Source organism: Streptomyces sp. NBC_01439, from assembly GCF_036227605.1.
Classification (GTDB): domain Bacteria; phylum Actinomycetota; class Actinomycetes; order Streptomycetales; family Streptomycetaceae; genus Streptomyces.
This window is the reverse complement of record NZ_CP109487.1, coordinates 2,027,261-2,049,175: the sequence shown is the minus strand read 5'-3', so window position 1 is coordinate 2,049,175 and position 21,915 is coordinate 2,027,261. Positions and strand designations below refer to the sequence as shown.

The 21,915-nt window shown below is 72.3% G+C and carries 21 protein-coding genes; 14 read left to right on the top strand and 7 right to left on the bottom strand.

What is annotated here, in order from left to right:
- Positions 1-182: 182 nt before the first annotated feature.
- A complete protein-coding gene (locus tag OG207_RS08965; protein ID WP_327382271.1) occupies positions 183-371 on the bottom strand; it encodes a hypothetical protein in 189 nt (62 codons plus the stop codon).
- A gap of 239 nt (positions 372-610) precedes the next feature.
- Between OG207_RS08965 and OG207_RS08960 the strand changes: the two genes are divergently transcribed.
- Together OG207_RS08960 and OG207_RS08955 are read left to right on the top strand one after the other, a co-directional pair.
- Positions 611-1,876, top strand: coding sequence for a Twin-arginine translocation pathway signal (locus OG207_RS08960; protein WP_329097483.1), 1,266 nt, complete (start codon positions 611-613; stop codon positions 1,874-1,876).
- A gap of 1 nt (position 1,877) precedes the next feature.
- On the top strand, positions 1,878-2,192 hold the full coding sequence (locus OG207_RS08955) for a 4a-hydroxytetrahydrobiopterin dehydratase (RefSeq protein ID WP_329097481.1): 315 nt from the start codon (positions 1,878-1,880) through the stop codon (positions 2,190-2,192).
- A 157-nt stretch (positions 2,193-2,349) separates the two neighbouring features.
- On the opposite strand, the gene sph is transcribed toward OG207_RS08955, so the two are convergent.
- On the bottom strand, positions 2,350-3,339 hold the full coding sequence (sph, locus tag OG207_RS08950; protein WP_329097480.1) for a sphingomyelin phosphodiesterase: 990 nt from the start codon (positions 3,337-3,339) through the stop codon (positions 2,350-2,352).
- A gap of 131 nt (positions 3,340-3,470) precedes the next feature.
- On the opposite strand from sph, the gene OG207_RS08945 reads away from it, so the two are divergent.
- On the top strand, positions 3,471-4,367 hold the full coding sequence (locus OG207_RS08945) for an oxygenase MpaB family protein (RefSeq protein WP_329097477.1): 897 nt from the start codon (positions 3,471-3,473) through the stop codon (positions 4,365-4,367).
- Positions 4,368-4,424: 57 nt separating this feature from the next.
- Here OG207_RS08945 and OG207_RS08940 read toward each other — a convergent pair whose 3' ends face one another.
- Positions 4,425-5,972, bottom strand: coding sequence for a M1 family metallopeptidase (locus OG207_RS08940; RefSeq protein ID WP_329097475.1), 1,548 nt, complete (start codon positions 5,970-5,972; stop codon positions 4,425-4,427).
- A 411-nt stretch (positions 5,973-6,383) separates the two neighbouring features.
- On the opposite strand from OG207_RS08940, the gene OG207_RS08935 reads away from it, so the two are divergent.
- The 7 genes from OG207_RS08935 to OG207_RS08905 all read left to right on the top strand — a co-directional run bounded on the left by OG207_RS08935 (position 6,384) and on the right by OG207_RS08905 (position 13,754).
- Positions 6,384-6,899 (top strand): DUF4760 domain-containing protein, encoded by a 516-nt coding sequence (locus tag OG207_RS08935; protein ID WP_329097473.1) that lies wholly within the window; start codon positions 6,384-6,386, stop codon positions 6,897-6,899.
- Between the two features lie 70 nt (positions 6,900-6,969).
- Complete coding sequence (locus OG207_RS08930; RefSeq protein WP_329097471.1) at positions 6,970-7,833, top strand: SCO6745 family protein; 864 nt, start codon at positions 6,970-6,972, stop codon at positions 7,831-7,833.
- A gap of 93 nt (positions 7,834-7,926) precedes the next feature.
- Entirely contained in the window at positions 7,927-10,377 is a 2,451-nt protein-coding gene (locus tag OG207_RS08925) for a Tex family protein (protein ID WP_329097469.1), read from the top strand.
- 271 nt (positions 10,378-10,648) lie between these two features.
- Positions 10,649-11,149 carry a hypothetical protein gene (locus OG207_RS08920; RefSeq protein WP_329097467.1) on the top strand — a complete coding sequence of 167 codons (501 nt, stop codon included), beginning with the start codon at positions 10,649-10,651 and terminating at the stop codon, positions 11,147-11,149.
- Positions 11,139-12,314 carry an MAB_1171c family putative transporter gene (locus tag OG207_RS08915; RefSeq protein ID WP_329097465.1) on the top strand — a complete coding sequence of 392 codons (1,176 nt, stop codon included), beginning with the start codon at positions 11,139-11,141 and terminating at the stop codon, positions 12,312-12,314. Before OG207_RS08920 ends, OG207_RS08915 begins: the two co-directional genes overlap by 11 nt.
- Positions 12,315-12,321: 7 nt before the next feature.
- A complete protein-coding gene (locus tag OG207_RS08910) occupies positions 12,322-13,104 on the top strand; it encodes an SDR family NAD(P)-dependent oxidoreductase (RefSeq protein ID WP_329097463.1) in 783 nt (260 codons plus the stop codon).
- Positions 13,101-13,754, top strand: a complete 654-nt coding sequence (locus OG207_RS08905; protein ID WP_329097462.1) for a hypothetical protein — start codon at positions 13,101-13,103, stop codon at positions 13,752-13,754. Before OG207_RS08910 ends, OG207_RS08905 begins: the two co-directional genes overlap by 4 nt.
- Positions 13,755-13,830: 76 nt before the next feature.
- Here the strand turns inward: OG207_RS08905 and OG207_RS08900 are convergent, their stop codons facing one another.
- The gene (locus OG207_RS08900; protein ID WP_329097460.1) at positions 13,831-15,468 is read right to left on the bottom strand and encodes an ABC-F family ATP-binding cassette domain-containing protein; all 1,638 of its coding nucleotides are present in this window, start codon (positions 15,466-15,468) and stop codon (positions 13,831-13,833) included.
- Between the two features lie 100 nt (positions 15,469-15,568).
- Here OG207_RS08900 and OG207_RS08895 point away from each other — a divergent pair, with 100 nt between their 5' ends.
- On the top strand, positions 15,569-16,540 hold the full coding sequence (locus OG207_RS08895; RefSeq protein WP_329097458.1) for a GlxA family transcriptional regulator: 972 nt from the start codon (positions 15,569-15,571) through the stop codon (positions 16,538-16,540).
- 81 nt (positions 16,541-16,621) lie between these two features.
- Complete coding sequence (locus OG207_RS08890) at positions 16,622-17,251, top strand: DJ-1/PfpI family protein (protein WP_329097456.1); 630 nt, start codon at positions 16,622-16,624, stop codon at positions 17,249-17,251.
- Positions 17,252-17,261: 10 nt separating this feature from the next.
- Here the strand turns inward: OG207_RS08890 and OG207_RS08885 are convergent, their stop codons facing one another.
- Positions 17,262-18,068 carry an enoyl-CoA hydratase/isomerase family protein gene (locus tag OG207_RS08885; protein WP_329097453.1) on the bottom strand — a complete coding sequence of 269 codons (807 nt, stop codon included), beginning with the start codon at positions 18,066-18,068 and terminating at the stop codon, positions 17,262-17,264.
- A gap of 75 nt (positions 18,069-18,143) precedes the next feature.
- On the opposite strand from OG207_RS08885, the gene OG207_RS08880 reads away from it, so the two are divergent.
- Positions 18,144-18,824 carry an HdeD family acid-resistance protein gene (locus OG207_RS08880; protein WP_329097452.1) on the top strand — a complete coding sequence of 227 codons (681 nt, stop codon included), beginning with the start codon at positions 18,144-18,146 and terminating at the stop codon, positions 18,822-18,824.
- Positions 18,825-18,966: 142 nt separating this feature from the next.
- Positions 18,967-19,476 carry an ATP-binding protein gene (locus OG207_RS08875; RefSeq protein ID WP_329107499.1) on the top strand — a complete coding sequence of 170 codons (510 nt, stop codon included), beginning with the start codon at positions 18,967-18,969 and terminating at the stop codon, positions 19,474-19,476.
- Between the two features lie 58 nt (positions 19,477-19,534).
- On the opposite strand, the gene idi is transcribed toward OG207_RS08875, so the two are convergent.
- Both idi and OG207_RS08865 read right to left on the bottom strand, forming a co-directional pair.
- Positions 19,535-20,134, bottom strand: coding sequence for an isopentenyl-diphosphate Delta-isomerase (gene idi / locus OG207_RS08870; protein ID WP_329097449.1), 600 nt, complete (start codon positions 20,132-20,134; stop codon positions 19,535-19,537).
- 170 nt (positions 20,135-20,304) lie between these two features.
- Positions 20,305-21,627 carry a GNAT family N-acetyltransferase gene (locus tag OG207_RS08865; RefSeq protein WP_402695552.1) on the bottom strand — a complete coding sequence of 441 codons (1,323 nt, stop codon included), beginning with the start codon at positions 21,625-21,627 and terminating at the stop codon, positions 20,305-20,307.
- Positions 21,628-21,915: the final 288 nt, after the last annotated feature.

Here is a 21,915-nt window from a genome sequence, read left to right as displayed (position 1 = left end):
GCTGTGAGGGTGGCGCCGATAGCCGGAGTCGGGGTTTCGCCCTTACCGGCACTACATGGGGGCGGGGGTGGGCTGGCCATGGGGTCTCCTCGTTGGTTGGTCAGATCAACAGGTGCCGACGACGATCACGGCGAGCACGCCGAACCCGATCGCGACGTACAGGGCCTGACGCCCGAGCACACTCACTGGCCGGCTGCCTGCACGTTGGCCGCGGCGGTCGTGAACTCCCGGCCGTCCGACTTCCTGATGTACGCGATGTCGTTGACGCCCTCGGTGATGACGGCCATGAGCTGGCCCTCGATGCCGGAGGCGATGTCGCGGACCCGCTCACGTAGCAGCCGGTGAGGCTGGTACTCGTACGTTTCAGTCATCGGACGGCTCCACGTGCTTTGCCGCGGAGCGAAGGAACCGCTCCCAGCCGACAGCCGCACGAGCCACCAGCTCAGCACTGGGCCCCGGCCACAGTTCCGGCAACACGCCTGTTCTGCGGTGCTGTTCGTCTGCGCTGCTCGTCGTCATAGGAGGATGATGGGCGGGCACGCAGATGGGCAGATAGGCCATCGCGTGGCCATCGGTGGTCACGTAGCGGCCACGGCCGGGGACAGACGCGATGACACCTCACACTGGGGCCGTGAGCCCCCGAAACGACGCGCTCAGGGCCGCCCGACTCCGGGTCGGGTGGCGCAGCATCGAACAGGCCGCCGGCGCGCTACAGGCGCACGGCCAACGGTTCCTCGACGACGCCCATTTCACCGTCAGCGCGCGCACGTGGCGCCGGTGGGAAGGCGGTGCACCCGGCTGGCCGCCGGAAGAGACCGCGACCGTGCTGCATGACGCGCTCGGACGGTGGCCCGAGGAGCTGGGATTCACGGCACCCGCCGGCTGGATCCGCCCCGAGGCACACCAAGAGGAAGACGTGAACCGCAGGACCTTCGTCAACGTCACCGCGGCCGCGCTCCTGCCCGGCCCTACCGCCAGGCAGCACGTCGACCCCGCGCTCATCGACTACTTCCAGCAGCAGTTGGAGGGCCACTACCGGGCCGACATGTTCCTCGGGCCGCACGACCTCATCGGCACCGTGTCTGCCCAGTACCAGCTCATCGACAAGCTCGTCCGGTCCGCGCAGGGCGAGACCCGGCGCGGGCTGCTGCGCGTCGGAGCCGCGTACGCGGCGCTCGTCGGCTGGCTCTACCAAGACGCCGGCGACCTCGGCGCGGCCGCGTTCTGGCGGGGCATCACGCAGGAAATAGCGGCCAGGTCCCAGGACCCGCACCTCATCGGCTACAGCCTCGTCAACCTCGCCCACGTGCGGACCGACCTCGGCGACGGCCACGGTGTCATCGACCTGTGCGAAGCCGCCCTCGACGACGACCGCCTGTTCCCGAAGGTGCGGATCATGGCGATGCAGCAGCAGGCCCACGGCGCCAGCCTCACAGGCGACCGTACGGCCGTCGACCGGCTCATCGACGACGCCGGAGAGCTCCTCTGCCGCGTCGACGACGACCTGCCCTGGGGCAACGCCTGCCGCCGCACCCCCGGCTACCTCGAGGTGCAACGGGCCACCTGCTACGGGCGGCTCGGCCTCGGCCGGGAGGCCGGGCATCTGTGGTCGCAGGTCCTCGATGAGGTACCCGCGACGGCCCGCCGGGACCGCGGCGTGTACCTCGCCCGGCACGCCACCGCGGCGGCCGGCGCCCGCCAGCCGGAACAAGCCGTCGAGATCGCCCGCGCGGCCGCCGAGATCGCGGCCGAGACCCGGTCGGCCCGCATGCTGCGTGAACTGCGGGGCCTGGAGCGGGCCATGCGGCCGTGGCACGATGCCCCGGTAGGCCGGGACCTCGCGGAGGTTCTGGCGCCCGTGAACGAGGGGAGCTGACATGGGTGTACCGAAGCCGTTGACGCACGAGGAGATCGCCGAAGGCCTGGAGAAGCTGCCGGGCTGGGTACAGGAGGGCGATGCGATCACCCGGACGTACGAGATCCGCTACCACGCCGCGGTGGCCGCGATCGTCACCATCGCAGACCGGTCCCGGCGCATCCAGCATCACGCCGACCTCGACCTCCGTATCGACCACCTGCGTGCCTCGATCACGACGCACGACGCGGGCAACCGACTGACGCGGGCTGACTTCGACCTTGCGCACCGCATCGACGTGATCGTGGCTGCACACCAGGCCCTCCCGCTGGACTGAGCCCGGACGTACGAAAGCGCCCCCTCCCGACCCCGAAGGGCCGGAAGGGGGTGTTGTGCTGTTCAGGAGACGCCGTACCACTGGCTGGCCCAGCCGGTGTCGATGACGCTCGTTGACTGCCGGGTGAGGTCGAGTGAGGCGCGCAAGGACGACAGGGCTAGCGGCCGATCAGCGGGTAGTGGTCGGAGAGGTTGGTGTAGGTGTAGGAGGTGCCCCAGCTGGAGACCGTCCAGGGTGCCGACTGCTCCTTGACCACGTTGTTCTCCCAGCCCGCCGGGCGGGCGTTGCCCTTGCGGTAGAGGACGTAGTCCAGGTCCTCGCGCGGGTCGGTCGGGTAGCGGTAGTTGGCTATCGAGTTCAGCGCGGTGTCGAAGGAGTACGGGTGCCCCGTACGGGTGTCGGAGTCCGCCAGGTCGGCGTTGGCGAGCAGGCTCGCGTACTCGGGCGTGCGCGAGTCGACGTTGAGGTCGCCCGCCACGATGACCTGCTCGCTCGCCGGAATGTTCTTCCCGTCCAGGAAGGCGTCCACGGCACGGAACTGACGGGCGCGCATCTCCGCGGCCTCGCCCGCGCCGCAGCCGGGGTCGGTGGACTGCGCGTGCGTGCCGACCACGTGCACCTTGGTGCCGTTCACGTTCAGGACGACGTAGGCGAAGCCCTTGTTGGACCACCAGTCGGCGCCGCACGCGTCCTTGTAGACGACCTGCTCCTTGCGGACGATCGGCCACTTGCTGAGGATCGTGACCCCGCCGTCCTCCGGGGTGGTGGCGGAGTACGCGCCGCCCGTGGCGTCCCAGCCGCTCTTGCTGCGGCCGACGACGGGGGTCTGGTACGGGTACTGCACGGCGGAGTTGGCCTTCAGCGCGTCCGAGGAGCTGTTGTCGAAGGCCTCCTGGAGCACGACCACGTCGTGGCCCTTGTAGAAGGAGGTCTTGGGGATCTCGGCGGCCCGGTGGTCCTGGCCCCAGTTCGGGTACAGGTTCTTGCTCATCAGGAACACGTTGTACGACAGGACGCTGAGCCGGGGGGCGGCGGCGGTCTCCGCGGCCGAAGCGGCGGGCGCGGTGGTGGTGGCCAGTGCGCCTGCGGCGACCGCGGCGACGGCCGTGGCGGCGGCGCGGCGCGAGCGGGTCGTGGAAAGCAGCATGAAGGTCTCCGTCATTCCTGCGGGGGAAGATCGACGCCCGTCATACAAGCAGCAGCAGTTACCTCTGGGTAACACCCGTGCAGAGACTTTCTGTCCGTGAGACGGCCGTCCGGTGCTCGCATACTTGTCGTATGACGAAGACGGACTCAGCACCCCCCGCCGGACCTGCGGCCACGCGCCGCACCGACCCCGAGCCGCCCCCGCCCGGCGGGGTGCTGTGGACCATCGCCGGTGACGTCCGCGCCCTGCTGATGCTGCCCGCCGCCTTCACCATGCAGGTCGCCCACCCCGCGATCGCGGCCGGTGTCGACGAGTACTCCGTCTTCCGCACCGACCCCTGGGGCCGCGGCGAGCGCTCCCTGCGCTCGGTCCAGCTGTGGGTGTACGGCGGGAAGGAGGCGGCGGCGGAGGGCCGCCGGGTGCGCCGCCTGCACAAGGACATCCAGGGCACCGACACCCGGGGCCGCCGCTACCACTCCCTCGACCCCGCCTGCTACGCCTGGGTGCACGCCACCGGCTTCCCGGTCTACGTCTACGCGGGGCGCTACCTGCTGCGCCGCTTCACCCCGGCCCAGGAGCGGCAGCTCTACCAGGAGTGGCTCCAGGTGGGCCGGATCCTCGGCCTGCACGACCGGGACATGCCGCAGAGTATCGAGGAGTACTGGACGTACTGGGGCCGGATGCTGGCCGAGGAGATCGAGCCCACCGCGGTCGCCCGCGAGCTGATCTCCACCGAAGTGCGGCTGCCCCGGCCCGAGGGCGGACCGCTCCCCGTACGGCTGCTGCTGCGGCTCACCTGGCCGGTGCTGCGTGCTGCGTTCCTGCGCCTGCGGGCCTTCGTCACCGTCGGCTACATGCCGCCCGAGGCCCGCGCCGCGATCGGCCTGGAGTGGAGCCCGGCCCAGGAGCGCACGCTCCGGCGGTTCAGCACGGTCGTACGGATCCTCGTACCGCTGCTGCCGGAGCGACTGCGGTACCTGCCGATCGCCCACCGGGCGCGGGCCGCCTGGCACGCGGGCCGCCGCTGACGGCCCCCGCACCGCACGCGGCCCCCGCCGGATGCGGGGGCCGCGTGCGGTGCCGGCTCAGTGCCGGTGGCCGGGCCCGGAACCGTGCTCGGTGTCGTGGATCGTGTTGGTCTCCGCGATCTTCTTCCAGGACTTGGGCTCCGCGGCGGGCTTCGCCGGGGCGGACTGCTGCGACGAGCGGGCCGAGGGCCCCGCCGCCGACGGGTTCAGGGCCGAGGCGGCCGGCTTGCCCGGGGTGTAGAGCCAGGTCTCGAAGAGCTGCGCGAGGGGCTTCTTCGAGACCTTCTCGGCGTACCGGACGAAGTCCCCGACCTTGGCGTTCCCGTAGGCCCGCTCGGTCGGCCAGCCCTTCAGGATCTCGAAGAACTTCTCGTCGCCGATCTCGTTGCGCAGCGCCTGCAGGGCGATGCCACCACGGTCGTAGACGGCCCCGTGGAACTGGTTCTCCGGACCCGGGTCACCCGGCTTGACCTGCCAGAACGCGTCCTCGGCCGGGCGCAGGGCATAGGCCCAGTCGGCCAGCTCCTGCGCCGTGCCCTCGCCCTCCTTCTCCGACCACAGCCACTGGCTGTAGCGGGCGAAGCCCTCGTTGATCCAGATGTCCTTCCAGCCCTCGACGGACACGCTGTCGCCGTACCACTGGTGGGCCAGCTCGTGCACGACCACCGAGACGTTGGCCCCGTTGCGGAACTGCCCCGGTCCGTAGAACGGCCGCGTCTGGGTCTCCAGCGCGAAGCCGGCGGTCACGTTCGGCACGTAGCCGCCGAGCGCGTTGAAGGGGTACGGTCCGAAGACCCCCTCCAGCCACTCGGTGACCTCGCCGGTCCGCTCCACGCTCGCGCGCGCCGCGCCGGCGTTGTCGCCGAGGTCCTTGCTGTACGCGTTGAGGATCGGCAGCCCGCTCGCCGTCTTGTCGGTGGTGATGTCGAACTTGCCGACGGCGAGGGTGGCCAGGTAGGTCGCCTGCGGCTTGTTGGAACGCCAGTTGTACCGGGTCCAGCCGAGCCGTGAGGTCTGGGACTGCAGCACGCCGTTGCTGATCGCCTGGGTGCCGTCGGGCACGTTGACCGAGATGTCGAAGGTGGCCTTGTCCAGCGGGTGGTCGTTGCTCGGGAACCACCAGACCGCCGAGTCGGGCTCCTGCGCCGCGACCGCGCCGTCGGGCGTGCGCTGCCAGGCCGTCCAGCCGTCCACCTTCAGCTCGGAGGGCTTCCCGGCGTACTTGACGACGACGGACAGCGGGGTGTTGCGCGCCAGCGGCTTCGCCGGGGTGACCTCCAGCTCGTGGGAGCCGGACGCGGCGAACTTCGCCTTGAGCCCGTTGACCCGGATCTCGCTGACCTGGAGGCCGAAGTCCAGGTTGAAGCGGGACAGGTCCTGCTTGGCGGTGGCCAGCAGGGTGGCCGTGCCTTCCAGCAGGTCCGTCTTCGGCTGGTACTGCAGGCGCAGGTCGTAGTGCGACACGTCGTATCCGCCGTTGCCGCTGGCCGGGTAGTAGGGATCGCCGATACCCGGGGCGCCCGAACCCGAACCCGCCGCCGACGCCGGGATCACCAGCAGGAGGGAAGCGGCGAGCACGCTCGGGGCGATGACTTTGCGGTGCACGAATGGCTCCAAGTGGTAGGGGAGACAGATCGGTTCACAGAGTGGCCAAGGCCTTGTCGCTCGACCGTATTCACCCGTGACCGCTCAGGTCATGTCCATGGCCCCTGCTGTCACACGATCGCCATTCGGCCGTCACGCGTACGCGCACGGGACGGTGCCGAGGCCGCCCGCGGGCGTACCGGGCGCCCCGGCACACCCGCCTCGGCCTGCGGTCCGACCGCCCGGCGACCCGGATCCGACGCCGCCCCCGACCACCCGGTCCCGCCTGCGGGAACGTCCGAATCGACACGACGCCCCCGTGCCGCACACCCGCCCCTGTGGGGTGCCTGGTCGCCCTCGCGCCCGGTCGGCGGTGTGGGGCGGCCCCGGGCGGGGAACGGGGGATCGTGAGTGTTGGCCGGAGGGGGAGAAATGGAGATCGCGGCGTTGGCGGTGTCGTTGGTGGCGCTCGGAATCTCGGGCGCGGTGTCGTGGCGACAGCTGCGGCTCACGGAGCATGCCAACACGCTGCCCGTGGTGGTGGACCTGTTCAGGGAACACCGCAGCGTACGGCTGGCACGGGCGCGCAGCTTCGTCCACGAGGAACTGCCCGCCTGCGACCTGTCGCTGGGGCTGGCGGGCCTACCGGCCGAAGGGCAGGAACTCGTCCGCGAGCTGGCTTGGTACTACGACAACCTCGGCGCTCTCGTGACGCACGGCGTGGTGGACATCGAGCCCGTCTCCGGCTACCTGGGCGGATCGGTGATCACGGTGTGGGAGAAGATGGAGCCGTTGGTGGCGGTGGAACGCGCCCGGCGCGCACAGAACTCCCTGCCGGACCCCAACCGGTGGCAGGAGTACTTCGAGAACCTCTACCACCTCGTCCGGGAGGTGCCCGCCGAGCAGGCGCGCGCGGAGAGCCGGTCCTGGCGGTTGCCCAGCCGCTGAAACAGCCCCGGCCCGATGACCTCGGGGGCCGCCCTGTCCGACGTACCGAACAGTCGGTATCCTCCGCGGCATGACCCTTCACCCGCTCGCCGCCCGTCGCTGTTGGCATACTGCGATCAACCCGCTGCACGCGACGATCTACTTCTCGCCGGATCTCGCCAAGGAGCTCGCCCCCCTCGGGATCGAGGACCCGGTCGCCGTCAACCTCGCGAGCCGGTCCGCCGCCATGGGCGCCGTCGGCCCCGGCACGGTGACCGCCACCTTCTACAACTACCGTCACGACCTCCTCACCCGGCACCTGCCCGCCGTCTGGGACACCGCCACGCCCGAGCAGGTCCTCGCCGCCCGGCTGCGTGCCGCCGACAGCACCCTGCACCGGCTCCTGGGCACCGAGACCGTGGAGTCGGCCGAGATGGCCGAGGCCGCCGACCTGGCCGTGCTCGCCACCGAGGGCTGCACCCGGCACGCCCGCACCCTCTACGCCGCCCACGCCGACCTCCCCGTACCCGAGGCCGCGCACCTGCGGCTGTGGCACGCCACCACCCTGCTGCGCGAGCACCGCGGCGACGGCCACCTCGCCGCCCTGCTCCTCGCCGGCCTGGACCCGGTGGAGGCCCTGGTCAGCCACACCGCCACCGGCCGCGGCATGAGTGCGAAGTGGATAAAGGCCACCCGCGGCTGGGAGCAGTCCGACCTGGACGCCGCGACCGAGCGGCTGCGTGCGCGCGGCATCCTCGACGTCGACGGAGAGCTCACCGACGAGGGGCAGGCCGTGCGCGAGCGCCTGGAGGCGGACACCGACCGCCTCGACGCGGCCCCGTACGAGCACCTGGGCGAGGAGCGGCTGGCCCGCCTCGCCGAACTCGGCGGCGCCTTCGTCGCGCAGGCGACCGGCGCCGGAGCCTTCCCGCGCGACCTCCGCAGCCGGGCCTGACCGGCGGGGCGGGCAGGGCTCCCACCGTCCGACGCCGCCACCTGCCACAATTGGCAGCCTTCCAGTGCAAACGAAGGCAGGCGGGACCCGATCGTGACGACGTCCATCGAAGGCAGGATCGCCGAGGAGCTCGGCGTACGGGAGCGGCAGGTCAAGGCCGCCGTCGAGCTGCTCGACGGCGGCTCCACCGTGCCGTTCATCGCGCGCTACCGCAAGGAAGCGACCGAGATGCTCGACGACGCCCAGCTGCGCACCCTCGAGGAGCGGCTGCGGTACCTGCGGGAGCTGGAGGACCGCCGTGCGGCGGTCCTGGACTCCGTACGGGAGCAGGGCAAGCTCACCGACGAACTGGCGGCGCGGATCGCCGCGGCCGACACCAAGGCCCGGCTGGAGGACATCTACCTGCCCTTCAAGCCCAAGCGGCGGACCAAGGCGCAGATCGCCCGCGAGGCCGGTCTGGAGCCGCTCGCCGAGGGCCTGCTGACCGACCCGTCGGTGGAACCGGCCGCGGCCGCCGCCGCGTTCGTCGACGCCGACAAGGGCGTCGCCGACCCGGCCGCCGCCCTGGAGGGCGCCCGCGCCATCCTCACCGAGCGGTTCGGCGAGGACGCCGACCTGATCGGCGAACTGCGCGAGCGCATGTGGGGCCGCGGCCGCCTCGCGGCGAAGGTCCGTGAGGGCAAGGAGGAGGCGGGCGCCAAGTTCGCCGACTACTTCGACTTCACCGAGCCGTTCACCGCGCTGCCCTCCCACCGCGTCCTCGCCATGCTGCGCGGCGAGAAGGAGGACGTCCTCGACCTCGTCCTGGAGCCGGAGGAGCCGAGCGAGGTCCCCGGCCCGTCCACGTACGAAGGCATGATCGCCCGCCGCTTCGGTGTCGGCGACCGGGGCCGCCCGGGCGACAAGTGGCTCGGCGACACGGTCCGCTGGGCCTGGCGCACGAAGATCCAGGTGCACCTCGGCATCGACCTGCGGATGCGGCTGCGCCAGGCCGCCGAGGACGAGGCGGTACGGGTCTTCGCGTCGAACCTGCGCGACCTGCTCCTCGCGGCGCCCGCCGGCACCCGGGCGACGCTCGGCCTGGACCCGGGCTTCCGCACCGGCGTGAAGGTCGCCGTCGTGGACGCGACCGGCAAGGTCGTGGCCACGGACGTCATCTACCCGCACGTGCCCGCCAACAAGTGGGACGAGTCCCTCGCCAAGCTCGCCCGCCTCGCGAAGGAACACTCCGTCGAGCTGGTCGCCATCGGCAACGGCACGGCCTCCCGCGAGACCGACAAGCTGGCCGGGGACCTCATCACGCGCCATCCGGAGCTGAAGCTCACCAAGGTGATGGTCTCGGAGGCGGGCGCCTCCGTGTACTCGGCCTCCGCCTTCGCCTCGCAGGAACTGCCGGACATGGACGTGTCGCTGCGCGGCGCGGTCTCCATCGCCCGCCGCCTGCAGGACCCGCTCGCCGAGCTCGTCAAGATCGACCCGAAGTCGATCGGCGTCGGCCAGTACCAGCACGACCTGTCCGAGGTGAAGCTCTCGCGCTCGCTCGACGCGGTCGTCGAGGACTGTGTGAACGGCGTCGGAGTGGACGTCAACACCGCCTCCGCGCCGCTGCTTTCGCGGGTCTCGGGCATCAGCGGCGGCCTCGCCGAGAACATCGTGGCCCACCGCGACGCCAACGGACCCTTCCGCAGCCGCAAGGGGCTCAAGGACGTGGCCCGGCTCGGCCCGAAGGCGTACGAGCAGTGCGCGGGCTTCCTGCGGATCCGCGGCGGGGACGACCCGCTGGACTTCTCCAGCGTGCACCCCGAGGCCTATCCGGTGGTCCGGGGCATGGCCAAGACGGCGGGCAGCGAGGTGGCGGCCCTGATCGGCAACTCGGGCGTGCTGCGCTCGCTGCGGCCCGAGCAGTTCGTCACCGAGGCCTTCGGCCTGCCCACCGTCACGGACATCCTGCGCGAGCTGGAGAAGCCGGGCCGCGACCCGCGTCCCGCCTTCAAGACGGCCACCTTCAAGGAGGGCGTCGAGAAGATCGGCGACCTGGCCCCCGGGATGATCCTGGAGGGCGTGGTCACCAACGTGGCCGCCTTCGGTGCCTTCATCGACATCGGCGTCCACCAGGACGGGCTGGCCCACGTCTCGGCGCTGTCGAAGACCTTCGTCAAGGACCCCCGGGACGTGGTCAAGCCGGGCGACATCGTCCGTGTGAAGGTCATGGACGTGGATATCCCGCGCAAGCGGATCTCGCTGACCCTGCGGCTGGAGGACGAGGCCGGGGCGGAGCGCGGCGCGGGCGCTCCGCGCCAGCGCGAGGACCGGCGCGGCGGCGGTGGCGGCGGTGGCGGCGGTGGCCGTCCGCCGCAGCAGCGCGGCGGGTCCGGTGGCCGCGAGGGCGGCCGGGGCCAGGGCGAGCGCGGCGGCCAGGGCGAGCGGGGCGGCCAGGGCCGTCGACAGGGCGGCGGCAGCGCCCCCGCCCCCGCCAACAGCGCGATGGCCGACGCCCTGCGCCGTGCGGGCCTCACCGCCCCCGAGGAGCGCCGCAAGAAGTAGGAGCCGTCAAGGGTGTCTTGCAGCCACCCGGCGCGTGTCGGCCTTCGTAGCGAGTGGCCGAATAGCTTCCCCACCTGGGGACTTGCCTTGCCAATTCGCGTACAAGATCTGTAGGCATGGTGGAACGCCCGTTCGTCACTCGGCGGACGGGCTTCCGCGTTTTCCCCTCAGGACCACATTCCCCGAGGCCGCCTTGAAGGCACAGGACGTCATGCCCATGCCCATACACGCCTACCGCCGTTGCCCCGGAAAGGGTCCGAAGAGGGATCACATGCCCCACCGGCAACTCAGCATCCGCAAAAGGTGCGAGCAGATTCTCGGCCATCTGGATCTGACCCACCCCTTCTCCCTCGACGACCTGTGTCGACGGATAGCCGAGCGGCGCGGCCGTCCCATCCGGCTCCATCCGCTCCCCAAGGAAGCGGCCGAGTCAGGGGTCTGCGGACTGTGGGTGGGCACGGCCAGCGTCGACTACGTCTTCTACGAGGCGCAGACCACCCCGCTGCACCGGGAGCACATCGTCCTCCACGAGCTGGGCCACATCCTCTTCGGGCACCACTCCCTGGAAGGGGAGGAGAGCGACGGGAACGCCCCCGTGGTGCTCGGCCGCACCAACTACACCACCCGGCAGGAGCAGGAGGCGGAGATGCTCGCCAGCATGATCCGCATCCGCACGGCGAACACCGGTCCGCGGTCCGCGACCGGCGCGCACGGCACGCTGGCCCGACTGGAGTCCGCCATGGGGTACGAGCGGGGCACCGATGGCAACTGACCTGACCGACTTCGGCAACTGGCTCGCCGTCCCCAGCGTGGTGTGCCTGTGGATCGCCGTCCTGCTCCGCGCCCCCGGAGCCCTGCGCTCCCCCCAGCAGCGCGGCCTGTGGCTGGCCGTCGCCACCGCCGCCGCCGCGATGACCCTCAACCTCCCGGACGTCGTCTCGTACGCGATGGGCCGCGGCCCGGGCTACGCCCACACCATCGGCCTCGTCCGCAACTTCATCGGGGTACTGTCGGCCGGCGCCGTCCTCTACTTCGTCGCCGCCACCACCCGCGGCCGCCGGCTCCAACTCACCGCCTGCGTCGCCACCGTGGCCTGGCTCGGCGCGCTCCTGGCCCTGGACACGGCCGCGCCCGACCACGGCACGCACACCATGCCGCCGGTCGGCGACCCGGTGCCCTCCCTCGCGTACTGGCTGGTCCTGATCTCCGCGCACGTGACCGCCAACATCGTCTGCGTGGCCCTGTGCTCGCGCTACAGCCGCCGTACCGAGAGCCGGGGCCTGGCCGCGGGGCTGCGACTGTTCGGCCTCGGCACCGCGCTCGCCGGACTGTTCTGGCTGGCGTACCTGCTCAAGGCCCTGTTCGGCAGCACCTGGGCGATGCCCGCCCTTCCCCTGCTCATGAACCTGCACGGCCTGCTGCGCGCCGCCGCGATCCTCGTGCCCACCGTGTTCACCCTCCGGCGGACCTGCGCCGACATCGCCACCACCTGGCGGCTGTGGCCGCTGTGGCGCGACCTGGTCGAAGCGGTGCCGCACGTGGCGCTCAACAAGCCGCGGGCCTGGCGCGTGATGGAGCTGGTGTGGCCGCCGGTCCCGCGCAACCTGCTCGTGTACCGCAAGGTCATCGAGACGCGCGACGCGATATTGATCCTGGGCGAGTACGTGGCCCCGGGCGCCCTGGAACGGGCCCGCGGCCAGGTCACCGGAGACGGGGTCCCCGAGCAGCGGGCCACCGCCGCCGCGCTGGCCCGCGTACTGAAGGAGGCCCGGCGGGCCAAGCTCGACGGGGCGCCCGGACAGCCGGGCGAGGCGGCGGCGCTGGAACTGCCCGCCGCGATCCACACCTCGCAGGAGGACGGGGACCTGGCGGACGAGGCCCGGTTCCTCGTCGACGTCGCCCAGGCCTACGCCGCGCCCGCCACCACCGGGAAGTGAAACGCTCTTGACCACCGTACTGATCACCGGGGCCAGCGCCGGACTGGGCGCGGCCTTCGCCCGCGGCTTCGCCGCCAAGGGCTGCGACCTGGTCCTCGTGGCCCGCGACAAGGACCGGCTCGACGCCGTCGCCGCCGAATTGGCTCGGGAGTACGCCGCCGCGTCCGAGGTGCTGCCCGCCGACCTGCTGGACCCCGCGGACTGCGCGGCCGTCGCCGAGCGGCTCGCCGACCCGGTTCGGCCCGTGGACATCCTGGTCAACAACGCGGGCTTCGGGCTGCCCGCGCCCTTCCCGTACAGCCCGGTCGAGGACGAGGAGCGGATGCTCGACCTGCTGGTCAAGGTCCCGCTCCGGCTCACCCACGCCGTGCTGCCGGGTCTGCGCGCCCGCCGCCGGGGCGCGGTCCTCAACGTCTCCTCGGTGGCGGGACTCCTGCCGACCGGGACCTACGGGGCCGCCAAGGCCTGGATCACCGCCTTCAGTGAGTCCCTCCGGGTGGACATGGCTCCGTACGGGGTCCGGGTGCTGGCCGTGGTCCCCGGCTTCACTCGTACTGAGTTCCAGGAGCGGGCCGGCATGGACGTCAGCGCGCTGCGCGACGCGGTCTGGCTGGAGCCGGAGGCCGTGGTCGCGCGGGCCCTGAAGGACCTCGCCCTGCGCCGCCCGGTCAGCATCACCGGCCGCCGCTACCGCGCCTACGCCCTCGCCGCCCGCCACCTCCCGCGCACCTTCGTCGCCGGAAGGATGGCCCGCAAGCGCCGGGCCCCGGCGGCCGGCCCGGCCACGTGACCGGGACCGTGGCGCGGGCCCGCGCTGCCCTGGCATCGGGTCTGCCACCCGCCGCGGTGTACGCGGAACTCGCGGTCGGCGCCGACTTCCGGGACACCGCACTCGCGGTGTGCGACGCGCTGGGCATCCCGCGCGCGGACGCGGAGCAGCGGCTGGGCAGCGCCGGGGAGCTCTGGGACTTCGCCCCCGGCGAGGAGGCGCTCCTCGGGGAACTCCTCGAGGTCGTGGCAGTGTTCGACGTCCACGTGACGCTGGACGGGACCGGCGAGCGCATCCGCGGCCTGCTGGGCAGGGCCATGGGAACAGCGGGCGGTTTCGGCAGCGGGATGGCGTTCGGCATCCGCCGGAAGCTGGCCACCGGCCGCCTGACCGAGGCGTACGCCGTACTGGTCGGCCTACCGGTCCGCACGCGCGGGGAGCCGGCCCGCTACCGGACGGAGCTGATCGCGGCCGGCGAGCTGCTCGCCGCGTGGCTGCCGCCCGACGACCACGAGGCCGCCGGGCGGGTGCGCGAGGCGCTCGAACGCTGCGCCCGGCGGGACACCACCGGGGACGGCCGCCCTGGGCCGTCTCTTCCGGATCTTGCCTCGCCCGCGACGCCTGGCACCGCACCTCGCCGCGTTGCCGGAAAGCCGGATTACGCCCAGTAGTCCTGGCTTCCCGGCGCCTTGCGATGCACGGCGCCAGACGCCGCGGGCTTGACCGGCAAGATCCGGAAGAGACGGCCTAGAGCTCCGTGACCCTGCCGCCCGAGACCTCCAGGCGGCGGGTCACGTGCACCGCGTCCAACATGCGGCGGTCGTGGGTGACCAGCAGGAGGGTGCCCTCGTAGGCGTCGAGGGCCGATTCCAGCTGCTCGATCGCCGGCAGGTCGAGGTGGTTGGTCGGCTCGTCAAGGACCAGCAGGTTCACCCCGCGGCCCTGGAGCAGCGCGAGCGCGGCACGGGTGCGCTCGCCGGGAGAGAGGGTCGCCGCCGGGCGCAGCACGTGGGCCGCCTTGAGGCCGAACTTGGCCAGCAGGGTGCGGACCTCGGCCGGCTCGGTCTCGGGGACCGCCGCGCAGAAGGCTTCGAGCAGCGGTTCGTCGCCGAGGAACAGGCCGCGCGCCTGGTCCACCTCGCCGACCAGGACGCCGGAGCCGAGGGTGGCGGAGCCGGAATCCGGGGCCAGCCGGCCCAGCAGGACGGCGAGGAGGGTGGACTTGCCCGCACCGTTCGCCCCGGTGATCGCCACCCGGTCCGCCCAGTCGATCTGCAGGCTCGCCGGGCCGAAGGCGAAGTCCCCGCGCTTGACCGCGGCCTCGCGCAGGGTGGCCACCACCGAGCCGGAGCGCGGGGCCGCCGCGATCTCCATGCGCAGCTCCCACTCCTTGCGGGGCTCGTCGACGACCTCCAGCCGCTCGATCGCCCGCGCCGTCTGGCGGGCCTTGGCGGCCTGCTTCTCGCTCGATTCGCCCCGCAGGTTCTTGCCGATCTTGTCGTTGTCGGAAGCCTTGCGGCGGGCGTTGCGCACGCCCTTGTCCATCCAGTTGCGCTGCATCTGGGCCCGGCCCTCGAGGGCGGCCTTCTTGTCCGCGTACTCCTCGAACTCCTCGCGCGCGTGGCTGCGGGCCCGTGCGCGCTCCTCCAGGTAGGAGTCGTAGCCGCCGCCGTAGAGGTTGATCTGCTGCTGCGCGAGGTCGAGTTCGAGGACCTTGGTGACCGTCCGGGTCAGGAACTCGCGGTCGTGGCTGATCACGACCGTGCCGGCGCGCAGCCCCTTGACGAACCGCTCCAGCCGCTCCAGACCGTCCAGGTCCAGGTCGTTGGTGGGCTCGTCGAGCAGGAAGACGTCGTAGCGCGACAGGAGGAGCGAGGCGAGGCCCGCGCGGGCCGCCTGACCGCCGGAGAGCGCCGTCATGGGCAGGTCGAGACCGACGGTGAGGCCGAGCTCGTCGGCGACCTCCTCGGCGCGCTCGTCGAGGTCGGCGCCGCCGAGGTCCAGCCACCGGTCGAGCGCGGTCGCGTACGCGTCGTCCGCGCCGGGCGTTCCGTCCACCAGGCCCTGCGTCGCCGCGTCGAGCTCGGCCTGCGCGGCCGCCACGCCCGTACGGCGGGCCAGGAACTCCCGGACCGACTCCTCGGGCCGGCGCTCCGGCTCCTGCGGGAGGTGGCCGACGGCCGCGGTGGGCGGGGAGAGCCGCAGCTCCCCGGTCTCGGGGGTGTCCAGCCCGGCGAGCAGCCGCAGCAGGGTGGACTTCCCGGCGCCGTTCACGCCGACGAGGCCGATGACGTCACCGGGTGCGACGACGAGGTCGAGATCGGCGAAGAGGGTGCGCTCACCGTGCGCGGCGGTGAGCTTCTTGGCGACGAGGGTTGCAGTCATGATGTGCCGATCCTATCCGCGCGCGGACGGCACCCGGCATGGCCGGATAGGTGGGAAGCCCGTCATTGCGGCCATCGCGGGGGCGGCACACCATGAAGCCATGTCGTCATCGCCGCGCAACGTCCTCGTCCTCCTGTACGACGGGGTCCAGAGCCTGGACGTGACCGGGCCGGTGGAGGTGTTCGCCGCGCTCGCCCACTTCCCGGGGCGGGCCGGGTACGCGATCCGCACGGTCTCTCCCGCGGGGGAGCCCGTCCGCACCAGCAGCGGGCTGACGCTGGTGCCGGACGGGGAGCTGGCGAGCGCCCGGCCGGGGCCCGGGACCACCGTCCTGGTGCCCGGGGGACGGTTCACGGGGGACTTCGAACCCCGGCTCACGGACTGGCTGCGGAGCCACGGGAGTGGCGCGCAGCGGCTGGTCTCCGTGTGCACGGGGGGACTGCTGTTGGCCGAGGCGGGGATCCTGGACGGGCGGCGGGCGACGACCCACTGGAAGGTCTGCGAGCGGATGGCGCGGGACTACCCGGCGGTCGCCGTCGAGCCGGACCCGATCTACGTACGGGACGGGCCGGTGGCCACCTCGGCGGGGGTCACGGCGGGGATCGACCTCGCCCTGGCGCTGGTGGAGGAGGACCACGGGCAGGACGTCGCCCTGGCGATCGCCCGGCACCTGGTGGTGTTCCTGCGCAGGCCCGGCAACCAGGCGCAGTTCAGCGCGCAGCTGGCCGCCCAGACGGCCCGCCGGGATCCGCTGCGGGACGTGCAGCAGTGGATCACCGAGCACCCGGGGGAGAAGCTCGGTGTAGAGCACCTCGCCGCCCGGGCCAGGCTGTCGCCGCGGCACTTCGCACGGGCCTTCCAGGCGGAGACCGGGGTCACGCCCGGCCGGTACGTCGAACGGGTCCGGGTGGACCACGCGCGGCGGCTGCTGGAGGAGAGCGGGGAAGGGATCGCACAGATCGCCCGGGCCTGCGGGTACGGGAACCCGGAGGCGTTGCGCCGGGCCTTCGTGCGGACCTTCGGCCAGCCGCCCACCGAGTACCGCCGCCGGTTCGGTACCTCGCGCCCCTGAGGGCCGGCCCGGGCGCACCCAGAAGAAGGAGTCGCCCCGTGCGGGGCGGCGTCGTGTTCCGACCAGAGCTCCGGAGGAGCCATGCAGATCGCCGTACTTCTCTACGACCACTTCACCGCCCTGGACGCCATCGGGCCCTTCGACACCCTCGGCCGGCTGTCCGATGCCGAGGTCGTCTTCGTCTCCGAGCGGCCCGGGCCGGTGCGGACCGACAACGGGTCGCTCGCGCTCGTCGCCGACAAGGGGCTCGACGAGGTCACCCGGCCCGACATCGTGATCGTGCCCGGCGGGCCGCATCCCGGCCGGGAGATGACCAATCCCGTGGTCATGAACTGGCTGCGCGCGGTCGACGCCACCAGCACCTGGACCACCTCGGTGTGCACCGGATCCCTGCTGCTGGCCGCTGCCGGGCTGCTCGACGGCCGGCGGGCCACCAGCCACTGGCTGTACCTGGACAAGCTGCCGGAGTTTGGGGTCGAGCCCACCGGGGAGCGCGTGGTGTTCGACGGGAAGTACGTCACCGCCGCGGGGGTGTCCGCCGGGATCGACATGGGGCTCACCCTGCTCGGCCGCCTCGCCGGCGACGACTTCGCACAGGCCGTGCAACTGATGACCGAGTACGACCCCCAGCCGCCCTACGACGCCGGCTCGCCGGACAAGGCCCCGGCCGCTCTCGTGGAGATGCTGCGGGGGAACGGCATGCCCGGCTGACGGGTGGCCGTCAGGGGGTCCAGGTGAAGCGCGGAGCCCGGCGCTCCAGGAACGCGGCGACCCCCTCCGCGGTGTCCTCGCTCCCGGCGGCCTGGTCCTCCCAGTACGCGTCCCGATCGGTCCGGCCGTCCGCGAACTCCTTGGCCGCCGCCTGCGTCAGCTGCGAGCGAGAGGCCAGGATCCTGGTGAACGCGGCGACGCGCTTGTCCAGTTGGCCGGCCGGCAGCAGTTCGTTCAGGAACCCCGCGCGCAGGGCCGTCTCCGCGTCGATCAGTTCCGCGGAGAAGAGGAGGTACTTCGCCCAGGCCGGGCCGACCAGGGAAGCGAGCCGGCGGGTGGAGGAGGCGCGGTAGACGATGCCGAGCCGGGCGGGGGTCACCCCGAAGGAAGCCCCCTCCTCGGCGAAGCGCAGGTCGCAGGCGGCCGCGAGCTGGCTGCCGCCGCCCACGCAGAAGCCGCGGATCGCCGCCAGCGTGGGCTTGGGGAAGGCGGCCAGGGCCTCCTCGGCGGCCACGGCCAGGTCCCGCGGGTCCGCGGCACCGGCGTCCCCGGCGGCCCGGGCGTTCGTGGCGTGTCCGGACTCCGTGACCTTCCCGGTCAGCGAGGAGATGTCGGCGCCCGCGCAGAAGGTCGGTCCGGCCCCGGTCAGCACGAGCACCCGTACCGCCGGGTCGTCCGCCAGGCCCGCCACCAGCTCCGGGAGCGCCCGCCACATGGCGGCGGTCATGGCGTTGCGCTTGGCGGGGTGCGAGATGACGATCGTGGCGACCCCGTCGGCGACCGTGTGCAGGAGGGTTGCGTCCGTGGCTGCGTCCATGCGCCGGATGCTATCCCGGGCGGTCATACCTATGATCAAGGGAGTCCGTCGGGGGTGCGAGGAGGTGGCACGTCCATGGGCGCAGACCGTGCAGACGGTACGAGGGCCAGGGCCGGGGGCCCGGAACCGCAGCAGGAGAAGAAGAAGCTCAACCGCAGTTTCGCGCTGATGACGGCGCTCGGGGTGCTGCTGGCGCTCGCCGGGCTGGTCGGCCTCGTCTACACCGCCGTCGCCACGCTCACCTCGATGTTCCTCTTCGGCTGGCTGCTGCTGATCGGCGGTGTGCTGGGCCTGCTGCAGGCCGTGCAGTCGCGCAGGAGCAACTACTTCTGGCTCGCCGTCGTCGTCGCCGCGATCAACCTGGCCGCGGGCTTCGTGATCCTGCGCCGTCCCGAGGCGAGCGCCGAGGCGCTGACCATGTTCGCCGCGCTGCTCTTCCTGACGGGCGGGGCGTTCCGGCTGGTCGGGGCGCTGGTGGTGCGCGGCGCCCATTTCGGGCTCGCGGTCGTCCAGGGCGCCTTCGGGATCCTGCTGGGCTTCCTGATCCTCTCCAACTGGCCCGGCAACAGTCTGTACGTGATCGGAACCTTCTTCTCCCTCGCCCTGCTGTTCGACGGGTTGAGCCTGGTGGCCATGGGCATGGGCTCCCGCCGCATCCTGGGGTTGGTCAGGGAGGACGGGGCTCCGGCGGCGGCGGCCGCGGGGGACGGACTGGGCGACGCGGCCGGGAAGCGGCGGACAGAAGATCAGGAATAGTCGAACAACTGACTCTGTCATACGCCAGCGGTCAGAAAGTGTCCGATAGACGCTGACTTCTGGTCAGCAGTCCGGCCCGCACCAGCCCGTTCCCCACTCTTGTCGCGTGGAGACGATCGAGCGTGAAGACGGGGGACGGAAGATGGATGTCAGCGGGAGCGTCCCGCCGGCCAAGGCGGGTGAGGTGGAGGCCCCGGCCCATCCCCTCGCGTACGAGGGGGTGTGGAGGTTCACCGCCCCCGCGGTTGAAGAATCCGTTCCGCAGGCCCGTCGTGCGGTCCGGGACCTGCTCGGGCGCCAGGGGGTGCCGGCCCATCAGGACCTCGTGTACTCCCTGCTCCTGATCGTCTCCGAGCTGGTGACGAACTCGGTCCGGCACGCCGCTCTGCTCTCGCCGGAGGTCGCGGTCGAGGTCGCGATCGGCCGTGCCTGGGTGCGGGTGGCCGTGGAGGACAACCACCCCTACCGCCCCAAGGCGCTCGAGGCCGACTTCGGTCAGACCGGCGGCCGGGGCCTGCTCCTGGTCCGGGAGATCACCCTGGAGGCCGGCGGGGTCTGCGACGTCGAGCACACCTCGACCGGCGGCAAGGTGATCTGGGCGGCCCTGCCGCTCACCGCCCCGCCGCTCACCGCCCCGCCGACCGCCGGGTGAGCGGCGGCCGGTGAGGCGACGGTCAACGGGAGGGCGCAGGACCGGGACGGCGTACGGGCTACCAGCCCGCCGCGTCGCCGGTCAGCTCGCGGATCGCGGGACGCGCCGCGTCCAGCACGGTCATGAACCAGGCCGAGAACGGCACTTCGGCGTGCCGCTTCGCCAGTTCCTCGGCGGTGACGAAGGCCGTGTCCTCGACCTCCTCCGGATCCGGCCGCACGACGGTCTGCGCGAGTCCCACGAACAGGTGATTGAACTCCTGCTCCACCAGACCCGACGCGGGGTCCGGGTGGTTGTAGCGCACCGTCCCCGCCTGCGCGAGCAGCGAGGGCGACAGGCCCAGCTCCTCGTGGGTCCGCCGGGCTGCGGCCGCGAACGGCGACTCCCCCGGATAGGGGTGACCGCAACAGGTGTTCGACCAGACGCCGGGGGAGTGGTACTTCCCGAGGGCCCGCTGCTGGAGCAGCAGACGACCCTGCGCGTCGAAGAGGAACACGGAGAACGCCCGGTGCAACTGCCCGGGCGCCTGGTGGGCGGAGAGCTTCTCCGCCGTGCCGATGGTGTTGCCGGCCTCGTCGACCAGTTCGAGCATGATCGGTTCTTGCGTACCGGTGCCGTTGGACGCGCTGTTCGCGGCGGTGGCTGGTGTGGTCGGCATACCCATCCTTCGCTTCGGACTTCGACCTTCAGTCTGCCGTACAAAAGAGGCTTGTCCCCACTTCGGAGAACCACGCATGTCCGCCCCCGTCGCGTGCTAGGCGACGAGGGCGGGTCACACCACGTGTCACCGCGCACGCGACCTCGTGTGCGCGTGTGCGCATGTGCGCGTCAGACTCCGAACGGATCCGGGTACCTGATCGTTCCCGCGGGCACCGGACGGGAACCGTCCAGCACCAGCGCCATCAACGCCTCGTCGGGGACCTCGAAGGGGGCCCGGATCCCGAAGCGCGACGCCGGCAGGAAACCGAAGCGCGGATAGTACTCCGGGTGCCCCAGGACGATGACCAGCGACTCCCCGCGCTCCCGGGCCGCCGCGAGCAGGGCCCGTACGACCGAGCTGCCCGCGCCCGAGCGCTGGAGCCCGGGATCGGTCGCCACCGGGGCGAGCGCGAGCGCCGGGGCGCCGTCGACCTCGCACCGGGTCAGTAGGGCGTGCGCAGCCACCGACCCGTCCGGGGCCTCGGCCACGTACGACAGCCCGGGCAGCCAGGAGCCGTCGGCGCGCAGCGCGTCCACGAGGTCGGCCTCCAGCGGGGTCCCGAAGGCCGCCAGGTTGATCGCCCGGACGGCCGCCGCGTCGGCCGCGGTCTCCGGCCGGGCGGGCCAGGCGTTGCCGTCCCCGCCGTTCACCGGGCGCAGGACGTAGCCCGTGTACCCGTATTCGTGCCCGTGGCGGGCCCGTACGTCGAGCTCCTCGCGCGTCGCGGCCAGAGCCCGTGCCATTGCCGGGCCGCCTGCCGCGGACAGGGCCCGGACCCGCTCGGCGAGCGGGCCGTAGTACTCGGCCCAGTCGGAGTCGGGCAGCTCGTGCACGCCGAGCACCCGGTAGCCGGCGGCCTGGGCGGCCGCCAGGTTGCCGGCGGTGGTGCGCAGGGCGTAGTGCGGGTCCCAGAAGGAACGGGCGCCCGCGGACGGCTGCGCCACCGACCACTGGCACTCGGTCAGGACGAGGGTGCCGCCCGGGGCGAGCAGCCGTTTCCACCGCGCGAGCGCGGCGTCGAAGCCGAGGAGGTAGGCGGAGCCCTCCGCCCAGACGAGGTCGAAGGAGCCGTCCTCGAAGCCCTCGCCCGGGAGCGCGCCCATGTCTGCCTCCACGGTGCGGACCCGGTCGGCGAGTCCGCGCGCCGCGGCGGCGGCACGGAGCTCGTCGAGGAAGGGGGCGTGCAGGTCGACGGCGGTCACCTCGGCGCCCGTGCCGGCCGCGCCCGCCTCGGCGGCGAGCAGCAGCGCGCTGCGGCCCGGACCGCAGCCCAGGTCGAGGACGCGCGGCCGCTCGGGCAGCGGTCCGCACAGGGACAACAGGTGACGGGTGCTCGCGTCGGAACCCGGAGCCTGCCGGGGCAGGCCGTGGTGCAGGGCGAAGAAGGCGTGCGTGAAGTCGTCGACGCCGTCGGGGTCGGAGGTGGCGTCGAAGGAATTGCTGTCGGTCAACGTGAACCCTTGGAACGGGGGCTCCGGCCGACGAGGCCCAGCTGTGTGATCAGGCCCGGCCGGATGCCCGGAAGGAATGGGAGATGCACCGGAGTTCGCTGCGCAAGGCCGCGACCACTACGACGGTCATCAACCCACCTCTTTCCACTCGACACGTTCAGGGGCGCGTCCACCGTAACATCCGAGCCGTTTGTGGTATCGCGCTGTGATCGTCAATGATGATCGGAACCCGGCCCGGGGCCCGAATATTCGGCTTATCGGGGCGTAAACGGGTGGTGAACCCCTGCT

Coding starts and splice junctions, on each gene's coding strand:
- OG207_RS08880 (WP_329097452.1), top strand. CDS start 18,144: ATGGGCGCAGACCGTGCAGACGGTACGAGGGCCAGGGCCGGGGGCCCG.
- OG207_RS08965 (WP_327382271.1), bottom strand. CDS start 371: ATGACTGAAACGTACGAGTACCAGCCTCACCGGCTGCTACGTGAGCGG.
- OG207_RS08955 (WP_329097481.1), top strand. CDS start 1,878: ATGGGTGTACCGAAGCCGTTGACGCACGAGGAGATCGCCGAAGGCCTG.
- OG207_RS08885 (WP_329097453.1), bottom strand. CDS start 18,068: ATGGACGCAGCCACGGACGCAACCCTCCTGCACACGGTCGCCGACGGG.
- OG207_RS08920 (WP_329097467.1), top strand. CDS start 10,649: ATGCCCCACCGGCAACTCAGCATCCGCAAAAGGTGCGAGCAGATTCTC.
- OG207_RS08915 (WP_329097465.1), top strand. CDS start 11,139: ATGGCAACTGACCTGACCGACTTCGGCAACTGGCTCGCCGTCCCCAGC.
- OG207_RS08935 (WP_329097473.1), top strand. CDS start 6,384: ATGGAGATCGCGGCGTTGGCGGTGTCGTTGGTGGCGCTCGGAATCTCG.
- OG207_RS08895 (WP_329097458.1), top strand. CDS start 15,569: ATGTCGTCATCGCCGCGCAACGTCCTCGTCCTCCTGTACGACGGGGTC.
- OG207_RS08875 (WP_329107499.1), top strand. CDS start 18,967: ATGGATGTCAGCGGGAGCGTCCCGCCGGCCAAGGCGGGTGAGGTGGAG.
- OG207_RS08890 (WP_329097456.1), top strand. CDS start 16,622: ATGCAGATCGCCGTACTTCTCTACGACCACTTCACCGCCCTGGACGCC.
- OG207_RS08960 (WP_329097483.1), top strand. CDS start 611: ATGACACCTCACACTGGGGCCGTGAGCCCCCGAAACGACGCGCTCAGG.
- OG207_RS08945 (WP_329097477.1), top strand. CDS start 3,471: ATGACGAAGACGGACTCAGCACCCCCCGCCGGACCTGCGGCCACGCGC.
- sph (WP_329097480.1), bottom strand. CDS start 3,339: ATGCTGCTTTCCACGACCCGCTCGCGCCGCGCCGCCGCCACGGCCGTC.
- OG207_RS08930 (WP_329097471.1), top strand. CDS start 6,970: ATGACCCTTCACCCGCTCGCCGCCCGTCGCTGTTGGCATACTGCGATC.
- idi (WP_329097449.1), bottom strand. CDS start 20,134: ATGCCGACCACACCAGCCACCGCCGCGAACAGCGCGTCCAACGGCACC.
- OG207_RS08900 (WP_329097460.1), bottom strand. CDS start 15,468: ATGACTGCAACCCTCGTCGCCAAGAAGCTCACCGCCGCGCACGGTGAG.